Source organism: Pseudomonas sp. IT-P260 (genome assembly GCF_949768395.1).
GTDB lineage: Bacteria > Pseudomonadota > Gammaproteobacteria > Pseudomonadales > Pseudomonadaceae > Aquipseudomonas > Aquipseudomonas parakoreensis.
On the sequence record NZ_CATKPO010000041.1, the window covers coordinates 62253 to 77339 of the forward strand.

Sequence of the window (15087 nt, forward strand, 5' to 3'; positions counted from 1 at the left end):
CTCCTTGATAACGTTTTCAGCCGCGCACTATCCCCTCCTCAATCCGGCGATTCAACCAGTTCAACGCCTGATCCCCACCCCGGCGCTTATGCCACGCCAGCACAAACGTGAACGGCGCGATCTCGAACGGTGGCGGCAGCACAATCAATTCCTGCTGATCAATCTCGCGCACGCTGCGTGACGACACGGTGAGAATCAGATCCGTGCCGCTGATCAACTGCGGCGCGACGCTCCAGTGCGGCAGGCTGATGGCGACGCGGCGGCGTTCGCGCAATGCGGTCAGGGCCCGTTCGATTTCCGGGGTGCCGCTGCCGCGCATTTCCAGCAAGACGTGCGGGCGCGACAGATAGGTTGGCAAATCCAGTACGCCGTCGGCCGGCAAGCGTCGGCGATCCAGCAGGCAGACGTAACGTTCTTCGAACAGCACGCTGCTGCGCAATTCGTTGGGCATTTCCGGGAACACCCCGGCGGCCACGTCGATGTCGCCGTTGAGCACACCGTCGAGCATGCCTTCGCGGCTGGCGTGGCTGATCTGCAGGTCGATGCCCGGTGCCTCGCGGCGCAAGGTGCGGATCAGTCCAGGCAGGATGATGGCCGCGCCGTAGTCGGACATCGCCACGCGAAAGGTCCGCCGCGCGGTGGCCGGATCGAACGTGTTCGGCGCCAGCAGCGATTGCACCTGGGCCAGTGCTTCGGCCAGTGGCGCGACCAGTTCCAGCGCCCGCGCCGTGGGCACCAGCGTCGAACCGGCGCGCACCAGCAGCGGATCGCCCAGCACGTCGCGCAGACGCGCCAGCGCATGGCTGACCGCCGGTTGACTCAGGTGTAGCCGCTCGGCGGCGCGGGTGACGTGTTGCTCGCTGAGCAAGGCATCGAGGATCACCAGCAGGTTGAGATCGATACGGCGCAGATCATTCATCTTGTGCATGTTCTGGATGACAAAACGGAATTTAAATCTGCTCGACGAATACTCTACAGTCCAGCAAAACCTGTTGGAGTGTGATCATGAGTACGTTGCAGTGGGCCGGCCTGTTGCTGCTGGCCGCGTTTGCCGGGGCGGTGGTGCCGTTTCAAAGTGCGATCAACAGCAATCTGGCGCGGAGCCTCGGCCATCCGCTGTGGGCAACCCTGGCCTCGTTGCTGGTCAGTGTGTTGGTGTTGTTGCCGGTGATTCTGGCGTTGCGCCTGCCGCTGCCGTCGCTGGGTTTTATCAGCAAGGCGCCGTTGTGGGGTGGGCTGGCGGTGCGTTCGGCGTGTGCTTTGTGGCGCTGGCGGTGATGTTGCTGCCGAAGCTCGGCGCGTCGGGGTTTGTGGCGCTGGCGTTGGCCGGGCAGGTAATTGCGTCGATGGTGCTGGATCACTTCGGGTTGTTTGGGCTGGTGGAGAAACAGCTGACGGCATCGCGGGTGTTGGGCGCGTTGCTGCTGATTGGCGGGGTGGTGTTGATTCAGTTTGGTGGGGCGACGAGCAGGAATCTGGCACCTGCCGGGTAGGATTCGGAGGCGCCCGACACCCCATCAGAACATCGCCCTACAAGCAAATATCCAATTCCGCTCAGTATTGCGGGAAGTGTCTGATTCAGGCCCGAAGTCGTGTTCCGTAAAGTCTGGCAATACACACAAATTGCAACGACTCACGGATTGCTACGCTCAAGGGATGCCCTGATGAACCATATACAGCAAGCACCAAACCTTTATTCCAACTATCGAAAAGTCATCGCCCTGGCAAACCAGGACTGGGAAAACGCCGAGCTCGGAAAAGTCGCCGGGCTCAATGTCGAGGTCATGGGTTCCAACCACCTGCTCGATCAATACGGACGGGAATTACAACACTTCAGTACCACGTCCTACCTTGGCCTTGATCACCACCCAGCCCTGCTCCAAGGTGCAATCGCCGCACTGCAGGAAACCGGCACTCTGCGCGTCGCCAACTCAAAAAATCGCTGCAAGCTGGGGATTCTCGAAAAATACGAAACCGAGCTTTCGCAGTTGTTCGATGCAGTGTGCCTGACGACCCTGTCCTGCAGCGCTGCAAGTGCGGGGATCTTGCCGCTGCTGGCCAGCGGTGTATTGACCGAGAATCGCCCGCCAGTGATGGTCTTTGACCGTCACGCGCATTACTCGATGAATCACTTGAAAGCTGCCTGCGCCGACGAAGCCCGTGTGATGACCTGTCCACACAACGATATGAATTTTCTAGAAAAGATCTGTCAGCAATATGGTCGTGTGACCTATATTGGCGATGGCGCTGGAAGATGACTGTGTGATCGTCGCGTCGCTGGCCAAGTCATTTGGCGCCAGTGGTGGACTGGTGATGCTTGGCAACCAGCGCCAGAAAAAAATCATCCAGCGTTATGGCGGCCCGAGCAATTGGTCACAAAGTCTCAACTGTGCGGCAATCGGCGCCGGCCGAGCGTCGATTCGTCTACATTGCACCGCCGAATTCGCCGCTCTACAGGCCCGCCTCCAGGCTAATATCCGCCTCTTCGACAGTTTGATCAGTACTGAGCAATGCCACAGCGCGATGGCAATCCGCTTGATCGACTGCGGCCAGGCGGATCTGGCCAATCGCATCGCCAGCGAGCTGGCCGAGCAAGGCTTTTTCACCAGCGCAGTATTTTTCCCGGTAGTTGCCCAAGGTAAAGCGGCCATTCGGGTAACCTTGCGTGCTGATATGGAGCCGTCGCTGATCCGACGTTTCTGCGATGTAGTCAGCAAATTGTTGCACACACACCGCGTCGATTTCGACATCTGAGCCAAGGACGATAGATGAACGCCAGCGCCACCCTTCTTATCACCTGCTGCACTGTGTTCCTTGCACAGTTGGGCATGAGTATTTACCTGCCAGCGCTGCCGGAGATTGCCGGCCATCTGCATGCAGGGCCTGCGCAAGTGGCGTGGGGTTTATCGATTTATCTGGTCGGCATGGCGCTGCCAATGCTGCTTTGGGGATCACTGGCCCAGCGTATCGGGCGCAAACCTGTGTTACTCGCAGCATTGGGGCTGTATGGCGTGGCGAACCTGGCGTTACCGCTGGGTTCGACGTTGGAGTCGTTCCTGTTACTGCGCCTGATTCAGGGCGTCGGCGCCAGCGGGATTTCGGTGATGGCACGGGTGCTGATTCGCGACAGTTTTCGCGGCGACCTGCTGGCCAAGGCATTGTCATGGATTTCGATTTCGTTCGTGGTGGCTCTAGGCATCGGCCAGTACCTGGGTTCGATCATTCAGGTCACACTGGGCTGGCAGGCAATCTTCTACTTGCTCGGCATCACGTGCCTGCTGATGGCCATGATCGTATCCCGGGTCAATTTTGCGACATTGGAGGAGGCGCAAACCAATGCTTCGGCATGGATGATTTACCGGCGCATCCTGATCCATCGCGCGTTCCTGTTGCCGGCAGTGGCCGGAGGCCTCGGCTACGGGGTGATCATAGCCTTCAACACGGCTGCGCCACTGATCCTGCAAGGACCGTTCAATTGGTCCACGGTGGATTACGGTCTGCTCGGCTGGCCGATCAGTGCGGCATACTTTCTCGGGGCACTGGTGGTCAATCGCTTCGTTCTGCGCACGGGTCAACATCGGTTGATGACGCTGGGCGTGGTGCTGGTGATGGCGGGGTGCGGCGTGATGCTGCTGGGCAGTCTGACAGCCAGTTCCGTCGCGCTGATGCTGTGGCTGCCCTATTGCGTAGCGGTGTTCGGACAATCGCTGAACTACCCGATCAGCCTGTCCCGCGCCAACGATGGCGCACCGATTGCGGGTGCTTACGCAATGGCGTTGAGCGGATTTATTCATCAACTGATGGCGGCAATGATCGGCGCGATTGCCAGTCTTGTGGCTAGCCCTTCGGCGTGGCCGCTGGCACTATTATGCAGTCTGCTTGCAGTCGGCGCGATGCTCTGTGTGAGATTCACGCCGACGCGCGTCAGCCCTTAAAACGCATTACGGAAAATCTCCTCGATCTGCCGCTGATCCGCCGCCCGTGGGTTGGTCAGGCCGCACGCGTCTTTCAGCGCGTTGGTGGCTAGCACTGGAATATCGCTGAGCTTGGCACCGAGTTCGCGCAGGCCGCCAGGAATGTCGACATCCTTGGCCAAACAACGGATCGCATTGATCGCCGCCTGAGCGCCCTCCTCCGCGCTGAAACCACGAATGTCCGCGCCCATGGCGTGGGCGACGTCGGTCAGGCGTTCGGCACAGACCAGCGCGTTGAAGGTCTGCACGTGCGGCAGCAGCACGGCGTTGCACACGCCATGGGGCAAGTCGTAGAAACCGCCCAACTGGTGCGCCATCGCATGCACGTAGCCGAGCGATGCGTTGTTGAACGCCATGCCGGCGAGGAACTGCGCGTAAGCCATGTTCTCCCGCGCCGCGAGGTCGCTGCCGTCACGCACGGCCAGGCGCAGGTTGTTGCTGATCAGCGTCATGGCCTTCAGCGCGCAGGCATCGGTGATCGGGTTGGCGGCGGTCGAAACGTAAGCTTCGATGGCGTGGGTCAGCGCGTCCATGCCGGTGGCGGCAGTCAGGCTTTTCGGCATGGCGACCATCAGCGCCGGGTCGTTGACTGACAGCAACGGCGTCACGTTGCGATCGACAATGGCCATTTTCACGTGACGCGATTCGTCGGTGATGATGCAGAAACGGGTCATCTCGCTGGCGGTGCCGGCGGTGGTGTTGATGGCGATCAGCGGTAACTGCGGCTTGCTCGATTGATCGACGCCTTCGTAGTCGCGGATCTGCCCGCCGTTGGTCGCACACAGGGCGATGCCCTTGGCACAGTCATGGGGCGAGCCGCCGCCCAGCGACACCACGAAATCGCAGCGACTGTCCTTGAGCAGCGCCAGCCCGGATTCGACGTTGGCGATGCTCGGGTTCGGTCTGGCGCCATCGAAGATCACCGAGTCGATGTCCTGCATCGCCAGCTTCTCGGCGACCATGGTCGCCACGCCAGCCTTGGCCAGCCCCGCGTCGGTGACGATCAGCGCCTTGCGAAACCCATAGTTGCGGATCGCAACCATGGCCTCATCGAGGCATCCATTGCCCATGATGTTTACGGCTGGAATGAAAAAGGTGCTGCTCATGCGCGTCTCCTGACTGGGGCCGAATCGACTGCTCCGATCCGGCGGATGTGCACAGGATCGACTGATCGGTCACGGCCGATGTTGATCTGGCTCAACGCCCGCTCGTGATAAAGTCGCCGTCCATCCGCCCTTTGTTTTGAGACTTCCCACGCAATGACCGATTTTCTGGATGTCGACGCCACCCTCGAAGACTGGAGCGCCCTGCGTACCACCACTGACTTCAGTGGTCTGCTGGTGGGCAATGGCGCCAGCCGCGCGGTGTGGGACGACTTCGGCTACGACTCGCTGTTCGAAAACGCGCGCACGGTGGAAGAGAAACCGCTGAGCCCGTCGGAGCTGAGCGTGTTCGATGCGATGCAGACGCGCAGCTTCGAGCAAGTGCTCGGTGCACTGAAAACCACCAGTCGGGTCAACAAGGCGCTGGCCGTCAGCTCGGCGGCACCGCGCAATCGCTATTACGCGATCAAGGAAGCACTGATCAATACCGTGCACGCCGTACACATTCCGTGGCGGCTGGTACAGGCCTCGACCCTGGTCACGCTCAATGAGGAACTGGCGCGCTACCGCACGGTATTCACCACCAACTACGACCTGCTCAACCACTGGGCGATCCAGCACCGCAGCGAAGCCATCGACGACCTGTTCAACGGCTCCGACGCCAGTTTTGATCTGAGCGACAGCACCAGCACCAAACCGCGTCTGCTGTACCTGCACGGCGGTCTGCACCTGGTGCGCAATCAGGACGGCACCGCGCGCAAACTGACCTCGACCGAGGGCACCCTGCTCGGCAGTTTCGCGATCAACAACACGATCAAAACGCTGGACGACGTGCCGCTGTTCGTCAACGAAGGGCCGAGCGCAGACAAGCTCAAGACCATCCGCAGTTCGGATTATCTGTCGTTCTGTTATGAGCAGTTATTGGGGCACGCGCAGAATCTGTGCATCTTCGGTCATGCACTGGGCGAGCAGGATGCGCATATCGTGAGGGCACTGCGCCTGGCGAAGCCGGCGAGCGTGGCGATCTCGATCTATCCGCGCAGTGCGGCGTTCATTCAGCATCAGAAACGCCATTACGCGAAGGTGTTCGAGGGCACCGGGGTTGCGTTGCGGTTTTTTGATGCGAAGAGCCATGCGTTGGGCAATCCGAAGTTGTCGGTGCCGGTCGAGGTTTAAAGCAAGATCAAAAGATCGCAGCCTGCGGCAGCTCCTACACCGATCTGTGTAGGAGCTGCCGCAGGCTGCGATCTTTTGATTTTAAGGCTCATTCTTCGCTGCTGTGCACCACCACCAGCAACTGCGCCTGCACCTCGCCCACCGATCTGATCCGGTGTGGCTTCTGCGCATTGAAATGCAGCGCATCGCCACGCTCCAGCAGCACCCGTTCGTTCATGAAATCCACTTCCACCTGCCCTTCGTGGACGAACAGAAATTCTTCGCCCAAGTGCTCCTTGAAGGTCTTGTCGGTGAACTCGCTCGGCGGGTAGATGATGAACGGCAGCAGGTTGCGTTCGCTGACCTGATGCGCCAGCACCGCGTACCCCGGGCTCTGATCGTTGGCCGCCAGTGACTGGCGTTCGTGGCTGCGCACCAGGCTGTAACTGTCGAGGCTGACGTTGTCTTCGGAGAACAATTCCTCGACCTTCACGTTCAGCGCTTTTGCCAGTTTCAGCGCGGCCGCAATCGACGGGGTGTTCAACCCGCGCTCGACTTTCGACAGATAACTCTTGGTCATGCCGGATTTTTCGGCCAGTGCCTCAAGCGTTACCCCAAGTTTTTTTCTCAACAACTTCAAACGGATAGACATGCGCAGCGGTTATTCCATGAAGGAAGCAACGATTTGTGCTTGCCAATGACACTTTGTGTCATATAGCCTCTTTAGTGTCATTTGCACTCACTCAAAGGACACAGACATGGCCAAGACATTAGCACTACCTAAAGAACAACTGGTCAAGCAAGCGCTGACCCAAATGCAAAAAAGCCTGGCGGATAATACGTGGACTGACCGGCAAAAGCTGGCGCTGACCTGCCGGATCCTGTTCGAGAGCGGTCACGACTCCGGTCTGGCCGGACAGATCACCGCTCGCGGCCCGCAACCGGGGACCTATTACACTCAGCAACTGGGTCTGGGTTTCGATGAAATCACCGCGAGCAATCTGCTGCTGGTCAACGAAGACCTGGAAGTGCTCGAAGGTCACGGCATGGCCAATCCGGCCAACCGTTTCCACAGCTGGGTCTACCGCGCCCGGCCGGACGTGAATTGCATCATCCACACCCACCCGACGCACATTGCTGCATTGTCGATGCTGGAAGAGCCGCTGCAGATTTCCCACATGGATCTGTGCCCGCTGTACGACGACTGTGCGTTTCTCGAAGGCTGGCCGGGCGTGCCGGTGGGCAACGAAGAAGGCGAACTGATCGCCGGAGCACTGGGCGACAAGCGCGCCATTCTACTGTCGCACCACGGCCAGCTGTCGACCGGCAGCACAATCGAAGAGGCCTGTGTCATCGCCCAACTGATCGAGCGCGCCGCCAGACTTCAGCTGCTGGCAATGGCCGCCGGTACGATCAAACCGATCATTCCGGCACTGGGGCGCGAGGCCCATGACTGGGTGTCGAAACCCAAGCGCCACGCCGCCGCTTTCAATTACTACGCCCGGCAGAACCTGCGCCAACACGCCGATTGCCTGAACTGATTTCAGCTTTTCCCGGAGACTCATCATGTCCAATATTCACGGCATCATCGGTTACACCATCACCCCGTTCAGCGCCAACGGCGAAGGCCTCGATCTGCCGGCCCTCGGCCAATCCATCGATCGCCTGATCGACAGCGGCGTTCACGCCATCGCCCCGCTGGGCAGCACCGGCGAAGGCGCCTATCTGAGCGACGCCGAATGGGATCAAGTCGCCGAGTTCAGCATCCAGCACGTCGCCAAACGGGTGCCGACCATCGTCAGCGTGTCCGACCTGACCACCGCCAAAGCCGTGCGCCGCGCGCGCTTCGCCGAAGCCCACGGCGCCGATGTGGTAATGGTGTTGCCCGCCTCCTACTGGAAGCTGACTGAAGCGGAAATCCTCGCCCATTACCGCGCCATCGGCGACAGCATCGGCGTGCCGATCATGCTCTACAACAACCCGGCCACCAGCGGCACCGACATGTCGGTCGAGCTGATTCTGCGCATCGTCAATGCGGTGGAAAACGTGACCATGGTCAAGGAGAGCACTGGCGACATTCAGCGCATGCACAAGCTGCAATTGTTCGGTGAAGGTCAGGTGCCGTTCTACAACGGTTGCAATCCGCTGGCGCTGGAGGCGTTTGCCGCCGGGGCCAAAGGCTGGTGCACCGCCGCGCCAAACCTGATCCCGCAGCTGAATCTGGATCTGTATGCGGCTGCGCTGGCCGGTGATCTGGAGCGCGCACGCGAGCTGTTCTATCGCCAGTTGCCGCTGCTGGATTTCATCCTCAAGGGCGGTTTGCCAGCGACGATCAAGGCCGGACTGCGGGAGACGGGGCTGGAGGTTGGTGATCCGCGCTTGCCGGTGTTTCCGTTGAGCGAGGCGGGACAAACGCAGCTGCAAACCATCCTGAAAACCCTGCGCTGATCTCAGGCAAAACAAAAATCCCTGTAGGAGCTGTCGAGTGAAACGAGGCTGCGATCTTGTGATCCTGCTCTTTACCATCAAGATCAAAAGATCGCAGCGTACCGCAGCTCCTACAGAGGGATGTTCCGGGTTCAGAGCACCGGCAGGGTCTTGTCCTTGATCACTTTGCTTGGCCCGTTGGCCTTGACGCTGGCGATGCCTTTGGCACACGCGGTGTCGTTGGAGTAGGACTCGCTGCTGCCGATGATCTGGTGGTTGGCAGCCTTGAGGTTGAAGTAAGGATGACCATCCTTGGTGGTCTTTTTCTCGTAGCGTTCATCCAGCGGGCTGTTGGTCTGCACCGAAGCAATGCCGCTGTCGGCTGCCGCACGAGTGGTGTAGAGCTCGCTGGTGAGAATGGTTTCGGCGTTGGCGGCCTTCAGCACAAACCTGAACTGGCCGTTGCTGCTTTTGCTCACTTCGTACCATCCGGACATGCTCGATTCTCCTTGGCGGTTGAGAGGTTTTGCGCCAATGAGTAAAGACCAGCCCAAGATTTCTGTCGCCTGTAATGGCCTCTTCGCGAGCAAGCTCGCTCCCACAGTAGATCTCCAGTGATCACAAAAATAGGTGAGCACTCGGCAATCAATGTGGGAGCGAGCCTGCTCGCGAAGGCGTCACCCCGGTGTTGGCTATTTCACCACTGCTCGCACCACCGACAACTGCGGCTCCGTCACCCGCCGCTGACTCAGATAGCGTGTACAACTCACCCGCAGGAACGAAGCAAAGTTCACCACCTCCCCGCGATAATCCATCACCTCTTCATACAGCTTGGCGATCAACTGGTTGGTGGTCATGCCATCGACTTCGGCGATTTCGCTGAGGATGTCCCAGAACTGATTTTCCAGGCGCAGCGTCGTCACCACGCCGCAGATGCGCAGCGAGCGCGAGCGGGATTCGTAGAGAATCGGGTCGGCCTTGACGTAGAGCTCGCACATCGGCGAATCCTCGTTACAGGGTGATTTGGGTGCCGAGCAGGCCGAGGAAACCGGCCAGCCAGTTCGGATGCGCCGGCCATGCTGGCGCAGTCGCCAGATTGCCTTGAACGTGGCCGTCGGTCTCCGGGATATCGATGAACGTGCCGCCAGCCAGTCGCACTTCCGGGGCGCAGGCCGGATAAGCGCTGCATTCGCGACCTTCGAGAACCCCAGCCGCTGCCAGCAATTGCGCACCGTGGCAGACCGCCGCAATCGGCTTTCCAGCCTTGTCGAAGGCGCGCACCAGCTCCAGGACTTTATCGTTCAGGCGCAGGTATTCCGGCGCTCGTCCGCCGGGGATCAGCAGCGCGTCGTAATCGGCCTCGGCGACCTTGGCGAAGTCGAAGTTGAGGGCGAACAGGTGCCCGGGTTTCTCGCTGTAGGTCTGATCGCCTTCGAAGTCATGGATCGCGGTGCGCACGGTCTTGCCGGCGGCCTTGTCCGGGCACACGGCGTGCACGGTGTGGCCGACCATCTGCAGGGCCTGGAACGGCACCATCACTTCGTAGTCTTCGACGTAATCGCCGACCAGCATCAGGATTTTTTTCGCGGCCATGGGGAGGACTCCTCTGGGAATGGGCTTGCAGGAGTCTTCAAGGTAGACCTTATCCGTTCGGGCGGGTAACAACCGGCTACTACCTCGAAGACCGCGTTATCGTTCTTCGCGAGCAGGCTCGCTCCCACACTGGAATGCGATCCACTGTGGGAGCGAGCCTGCTCGCGAAGAGGCCCTCAAACTGTACGCCTAAGTCTGTGCCTAGCTGTAACAGCCCGGAGTCCACGGATTATGGCTAGATGAGGACACCTTCCAGCCACCTCAACATCTGGTCCCCCATCATGTCCTCACGCGAAAACACCGGCATGGCCCTCGGCCTGCTCGGGGTTGTGATTTTCAGCCTGACCCTGCCCTTCACCCGGATCGTGGTGCAGGAACTGCATCCGCTGCTCAATGGCTTGGGCCGTGCGCTGTTCGCGGCGATTCCGGCGGCGGCGCTGTTGCTGTGGCGACGCGAGAAATGGCCGAACTGGCAGCAGATCAAAGGCCTGAGCCTGGTGATCGCCGGGGTGATTCTCGGCTTCCCGGTGCTGTCGGCGTGGGCCATGCAGACCTTGCCGGCGTCCCACGGTGCGCTGGTCAACGGTTTGCAACCGCTGTGTGTGGCGCTGTATGCGGCGTGGCTGTCCCATGAACGCCCGTCGAAAGCCTTCTGGGCCTGCGCCGCACTGGGCAGTGCGCTGGTGCTCGGTTACGCGTTGTACACCGGGGCCGGCAGCATTCAGGCCGGCGACTTGCTGATGCTCGGCGCGATTGCCGTGGGTGGTCTGGGCTATGCCGAGGGTGGCCGGTTGGCCAAGGAAATGGGCGGCTGGCAGGTGATCTGCTGGGCGCTGGTGCTGTCGACGCCGCTGCTGATCGGACCGGTGTTGTACCTGGCGCTGCAGCATCACGGCGCGGTGTCAGCCAAGACCTGGTGGGCGTTCGGCTACGTGGCGCTGTTCTCGCAGTTTCTCGGCTTTTTCGCCTGGTACGCCGGGCTGGCGATGGGCGGGATTGCGCGAGTCAGTCAGATCCAGTTGCTGCAGATCTTCTTCACCATCGCGTTTTCGGCGCTGTTCTTTGGTGAACATGTGGAACCGATTACCTGGCTGTTTGCCTGCGGGGTCATCGCGACGGTGATGCTCGGGCGCAAGACCGCCATCAAACCCCATGTGGGAGCGAGCTTGCTCGCGAAGGGGCCCTAACAGTCGACATCATCGTTGACTGTCAGTCCGCTTTCGCGAGCAAGCTCGCTCCCACAGGATCAGAGGTAGCCGTCCGAACGCAACAGGGTTTCCAGGCAGTGCTCGCTGATGTTGTAGAAATCCTTGAGCTCCTGAATCTTCACCAGCAGCTGGGCCGGGTCCACCGGCTCGGCGCGTTTCACCGCGAGAATCATCTTGTTCTTGTTGGTGTGTTCCAGCGAGATGAATTCGAACACTTTGGTCTCGTAACCGCAGGCTTCGAGGAACAGTGCACGCAGGCTGTCGGTGACCATTTCCGCCTGTTGGCCCAGGTGCAGACCGTATTGCAGCATCGGCTTGAGCAGTGCCGGGCTCTGGATCTGCAGGCGGATCTGTTTGTGGCAGCACGGCGAACACATGATGATCGACGCGCCGGAACGGATGCCGGTGTGAATCGCGTAGTCGGTGGCGATGTCGCACGCATGCAAGGCAATCATCACGTCCAGTTCGCTCGGCGCCACGCTGCGCACGTCACCGCACTTGAACACCAGGCCCGGGTGCTCCAGTTTCGCCGCGGCGGCGTTGCACAGGTTGACCATCTCCTCGCGCAGCTCGACGCCGGTGACTTCACCCTCGGCCTTCAGCGTATTGCGCAGGTAATCGTGAATCGCGAACGTCAGGTAGCCCTTGCCCGAACCGAAATCCGCGACTCGCACCGGTTTGTCCAGCGCCAGCGGTGACGAGGTCAGCGCGTGGCTGAAGACTTCGATGAACTTGTTGATCTGCTTCCACTTGCGCGACATCGCCGGGATCAGCTCATGCTGCGCGTTGGTCACGCCCAGGTCCTTGAGGAACGGTCGGCTCAGGTCCAGAAAACGGTTTTTCTCGCGGTTGTGCTCGGCGGACGGCGCTTCACGCAATTGCTGAGGTTTACTCTTGAACAGCGAAGGCTTGCCCTTTTTGCTGTATTCGAGCTGGGCTTCGTCGGTCACAGTCAGCAAATGCGCATTCTTGAACGCCGCCGGCAACAGCTCGGCAATCACCGCCACGCCTTCGCTCAGCGGCAGGTTCTTGGTGATGTCGCGGGTCTTGTAGCGATAAACGAAGGACAGGTTGGGCTGCGCCTTGACCGTCACCGCTTTGATGATGATCCGCTGCAGCTCCGCCTCTTCGCCCACGTATTTGGCCAGCACCAGTTTGATGAAGCCGTTCTGTTCGAGGCTGGTTTGAAGCAGCTCGATGAACTGGGCGTGATGATCGGGCACCGGTTTGGCAGACGGCGCGGATGGGGCGTTAACGGACATGAACAAGCAGCCTCGGGCGGGGCGAAACGGGAATGGCGGGTATTTTAGGGGGGATGGCGGTTGGGGACACGCTCTTATTTACCCAACGGCAAAAATCAAAAGATCGCAGCCTGCGGCAGCTCCTACAGAAGACAGTGTAGGAGCTGCCGCAGGCTGCGATCTTTTGATCTATGCCAACACAATCAACCGATTGGGCAATTCATTCCTCACCTGCGTCACCGGCACATGCACCTTGAGCAATTCGCCGCAGGCCTCGATGCAGGTGATGAACCCCTCAAGCGTACGCCCCTGCCGCACCTGCTCGGTGAACGCGGCGACAATCGCGTCCCAGCTCTTGTTGTCCAGCCGCCGGGAAATCCCTTCGTCCACCAGAATCTCCACATAGCGCTCGGCCTCGCAGACAAAGATCAGCATCCCCGTGCTGCCGACGGTGTGGTGCAGGTTCTGTTCGAGAAACTGTCGCCGTGCCAGGTTCGATGCGCGCCAGTGCCGCACGCGGCGCGGGATCAGGTGGGTGGTGATCTTCGGCAGGCGAAACAGCAGGCACAGGACGATAAACAGCCCCCATTGCACCAGCAACAGGCTGCGCATCGTCATCCAGCCAGTCAGGTAATGAACGATGCCCGGCACCAGCAGCGCCAGCAGGCTGGCCCACAGCAACGGGATGTATGCGTAGTCATCGGCGCGCGCCGCCAGCACCGTTACCAGTTCGGCGTCCGTGTCACGCTCGACCCGGGCGATCGCCTCGGCGACTTTGCGTTGTTCGTGTTCGGTCAGTAATGCCATGTCGAAAAGTGCCTGATCATTATTGTTGTGTGTTCACCAGCCGCCGGACGATCCGCCGCCGCCAAAACTGCCCCCGCCGCCGCTGAAGCCCCCGCCTCCACCGCCGCCGCCAAATCCACCCCCACCGAAACCGCCGCCGCCACCGGAGCCGCCACGGCCGGCGGGAAGGATACCGAGCATCTGGCAGACAAACACCGTCAGGATGAACAACACCACCAGAAAAACGAACAACAACGGATGCCGCGAGACAAAATCGTTTTGCGGATCACCGCTCGACTCGTACACCGTGGACGGCTCGTCCAGCGGATTGCCGCCGAGCACCACGAGCATCGCCGCGACGCCGTCGCTGATGCCCTTGCTGAAATTGCCGGCCTTGAACGCGGGGGTGATCACTTGATGAATGATCACCGAACTCTGTGCATCGGTCAGCCGATCTTCCAGCCCGTAACCGACTTCGATGCGCAGCTTGCGCTCGTCCCGGGCGACGATCAGCAGCGCGCCGTTGTTCTTGTCCTTCTGGCCGATGCCCCAGTGCCGGCCCAGTTGGACGCCGTAGTCTTCGATGGTGGTGCCCTGCAGATCAGGCACCGTGACCACCACCAGTTGCTCGCCGGTAGCTTGCTCGTGAGCCTGCAATTGCTGGCTCAACTGGGCACGCACCGACGGCTCGATCATCTGCGCCTCGTCCACCACCCGCCCGCTCAGCGCCGGGAATGTCAACTCGGCCCGGGCGCTGACGGCGAACAGCCACAGCATCAGCACCAGGCCTATCTTCAACACACGCATGAATAACCTCGGGTCAGAACTTCACTTCCGGGGCCTTTTCCGCGCCGGGGGTGGTGGCTTCGAAGGTTTCGCGAATTGGCAGATCGCTGTACATCACGCTGTGCCAGAGGCGCCCGGGAAACGTGCGGATCTCGGTGTTGTACTTCTGCACCGCCAGAATGAAATCGCGCCGCGCCACGGCAATCCGGTTTTCCGTGCCTTCGAGCTGCGACTGCAAGGCGAGGAAGTTCTGGTTGGCTTTCAGGTCGGGATACCGCTCGGACACCACCATCAGCCGGCTCAGGGCACCGCTCAACTGATCCTGGGCCTGCTGGAACTGCTTGAGTTTTTCCGGGTTGTCGAGGGTGCTGGCATCGACCTGGATCGACGTCGCCTTGGCCCGCGCCTCGACCACGGCAGTCAGGGTCGCTTCCTCATGCTTGGCGTAGCCTCTGACGGTTTCCACCAGGTTGGGGATCAGGTCGGCACGGCGCTGATATTGGTTCTGGACTTGGCCCCAGGCGGCTTTAGCCTGTTCGTCGAGGGTCGGGATATTGTTGATGCCACATGCGGTCAACAAAGTGGCAAGCACCAGTAAAGTGGCGACCTGCAGACGCGAGCGGTAGGTTGGACTGACATTCATCAAAGTGATGCTCCCTGGCGTATTTCATAAAAAACCGACCGTGAAACCTTCTGCATCGGCGGTTGGGGCATAATCGGCCGCGCCACTGGATTGCAACGGGCCGATGGGCTAAAAAGAGGCCCTGCGCAAACGCTGCCGACGGTCGGCGGGCGTTTTTGGCTCGGTCATTTT

At 60.4% G+C, this 15087-nt stretch carries 15 protein-coding genes and 2 pseudogenes; 7 read left to right on the forward strand and 10 right to left on the reverse strand.

Features of this window, described 5'->3' with window-relative positions; translation table 11 throughout:
- Window positions 1–16 precede the first annotated feature (16 nt).
- The gene (locus ACM6HV_RS21390) at window positions 17–928 is read right to left on the reverse strand and encodes a LysR family transcriptional regulator (protein WP_414905236.1); all 912 of its coding nucleotides are present in this window, start codon (window positions 926–928) and stop codon (window positions 17–19) included.
- Between the two features lie 77 nt (window positions 929–1005).
- Here ACM6HV_RS21390 and ACM6HV_RS21395 point away from each other — a divergent pair.
- The 3 genes and pseudogenes from ACM6HV_RS21395 (at window position 1006) to ACM6HV_RS21405 (ending at window position 3935) form a co-directional block, all read left to right on the forward strand.
- Window positions 1006–1493 (forward strand): annotated as a pseudogene (locus ACM6HV_RS21395) (DMT family transporter).
- A gap of 171 nt (window positions 1494–1664) precedes the next feature.
- A pseudogene (locus ACM6HV_RS21400) lies at window positions 1665–2754 on the forward strand (aminotransferase class I/II-fold pyridoxal phosphate-dependent enzyme).
- A 14-nt stretch (window positions 2755–2768) separates the two neighbouring features.
- Entirely contained in the window at window positions 2769–3935 is a 1167-nt protein-coding gene (locus ACM6HV_RS21405; RefSeq protein ID WP_414905237.1) for an MFS transporter, read from the forward strand.
- Here ACM6HV_RS21405 and yiaY read toward each other — a convergent pair.
- Window positions 3932–5080, reverse strand: coding sequence for an L-threonine dehydrogenase (gene yiaY / locus ACM6HV_RS21410; protein ID WP_414905238.1), 1149 nt, complete (start codon window positions 5078–5080; stop codon window positions 3932–3934). The two genes, ACM6HV_RS21405 and yiaY, sit on opposite strands and share 4 nt — an antisense overlap.
- 153 nt (window positions 5081–5233) lie before the next feature.
- On the opposite strand from yiaY, the gene ACM6HV_RS21415 reads away from it, so the two are divergent.
- Complete coding sequence (locus tag ACM6HV_RS21415; RefSeq protein ID WP_414905239.1) at window positions 5234–6253, forward strand: DUF4917 family protein; 1020 nt, start codon at window positions 5234–5236, stop codon at window positions 6251–6253.
- Window positions 6254–6341: 88 nt separating this feature from the next.
- On the opposite strand, the gene ACM6HV_RS21420 is transcribed toward ACM6HV_RS21415, so the two are convergent.
- On the reverse strand, window positions 6342–6884 hold the full coding sequence (locus tag ACM6HV_RS21420) for a helix-turn-helix domain-containing protein (protein WP_003222480.1): 543 nt from the start codon (window positions 6882–6884) through the stop codon (window positions 6342–6344).
- A 106-nt stretch (window positions 6885–6990) separates the two neighbouring features.
- Here ACM6HV_RS21420 and ACM6HV_RS21425 point away from each other — a divergent pair, with 106 nt between their 5' ends.
- On the forward strand, window positions 6991–7773 hold the full coding sequence (locus ACM6HV_RS21425) for an aldolase (RefSeq protein ID WP_145593376.1): 783 nt from the start codon (window positions 6991–6993) through the stop codon (window positions 7771–7773).
- 22 nt (window positions 7774–7795) lie between these two features.
- Window positions 7796–8680, forward strand: a complete 885-nt coding sequence (locus tag ACM6HV_RS21430; RefSeq protein ID WP_262948962.1) for a dihydrodipicolinate synthase family protein — start codon at window positions 7796–7798, stop codon at window positions 8678–8680.
- 131 nt (window positions 8681–8811) lie between these two features.
- Here the strand turns inward: ACM6HV_RS21430 and ACM6HV_RS21435 are convergent, their stop codons facing one another.
- The 3 genes from ACM6HV_RS21435 to ACM6HV_RS21445 all read right to left on the reverse strand — a co-directional run bounded on the left by ACM6HV_RS21435 (window position 8812) and on the right by ACM6HV_RS21445 (window position 10252).
- Window positions 8812–9156: a YegP family protein gene (locus ACM6HV_RS21435; RefSeq protein ID WP_108181923.1), complete on the reverse strand. Its 345-nt coding sequence runs from the start codon at window positions 9154–9156 to the stop codon at window positions 8812–8814.
- A gap of 195 nt (window positions 9157–9351) precedes the next feature.
- The gene (locus ACM6HV_RS21440) at window positions 9352–9657 is read right to left on the reverse strand and encodes a ribbon-helix-helix domain-containing protein (protein ID WP_003222468.1); all 306 of its coding nucleotides are present in this window, start codon (window positions 9655–9657) and stop codon (window positions 9352–9354) included.
- A 13-nt stretch (window positions 9658–9670) separates the two neighbouring features.
- Complete coding sequence (locus ACM6HV_RS21445) at window positions 9671–10252, reverse strand: DJ-1/PfpI family protein (RefSeq protein ID WP_414905240.1); 582 nt, start codon at window positions 10250–10252, stop codon at window positions 9671–9673.
- Window positions 10253–10533: 281 nt separating this feature from the next.
- Between ACM6HV_RS21445 and ACM6HV_RS21450 the strand changes: the two genes are divergently transcribed.
- On the forward strand, window positions 10534–11439 hold the full coding sequence (locus ACM6HV_RS21450; RefSeq protein WP_414905241.1) for a DMT family transporter: 906 nt from the start codon (window positions 10534–10536) through the stop codon (window positions 11437–11439).
- Between the two features lie 59 nt (window positions 11440–11498).
- On the opposite strand, the gene ACM6HV_RS21455 is transcribed toward ACM6HV_RS21450, so the two are convergent.
- From ACM6HV_RS21455 to ACM6HV_RS21470, 4 genes are all read right to left on the reverse strand, one after another.
- On the reverse strand, window positions 11499–12722 hold the full coding sequence (locus ACM6HV_RS21455; protein ID WP_145593380.1) for a class I SAM-dependent methyltransferase: 1224 nt from the start codon (window positions 12720–12722) through the stop codon (window positions 11499–11501).
- Between the two features lie 168 nt (window positions 12723–12890).
- The gene (locus tag ACM6HV_RS21460) at window positions 12891–13508 is read right to left on the reverse strand and encodes a TPM domain-containing protein (protein ID WP_414905242.1); all 618 of its coding nucleotides are present in this window, start codon (window positions 13506–13508) and stop codon (window positions 12891–12893) included.
- 33 nt (window positions 13509–13541) lie between these two features.
- Complete coding sequence (locus ACM6HV_RS21465) at window positions 13542–14294, reverse strand: TPM domain-containing protein (protein ID WP_414905243.1); 753 nt, start codon at window positions 14292–14294, stop codon at window positions 13542–13544.
- 13 nt (window positions 14295–14307) lie between these two features.
- Window positions 14308–14916: a LemA family protein gene (locus ACM6HV_RS21470; RefSeq protein WP_007963199.1), complete on the reverse strand. Its 609-nt coding sequence runs from the start codon at window positions 14914–14916 to the stop codon at window positions 14308–14310.
- Between the last annotated feature and the right edge of the window lie 171 nt (window positions 14917–15087).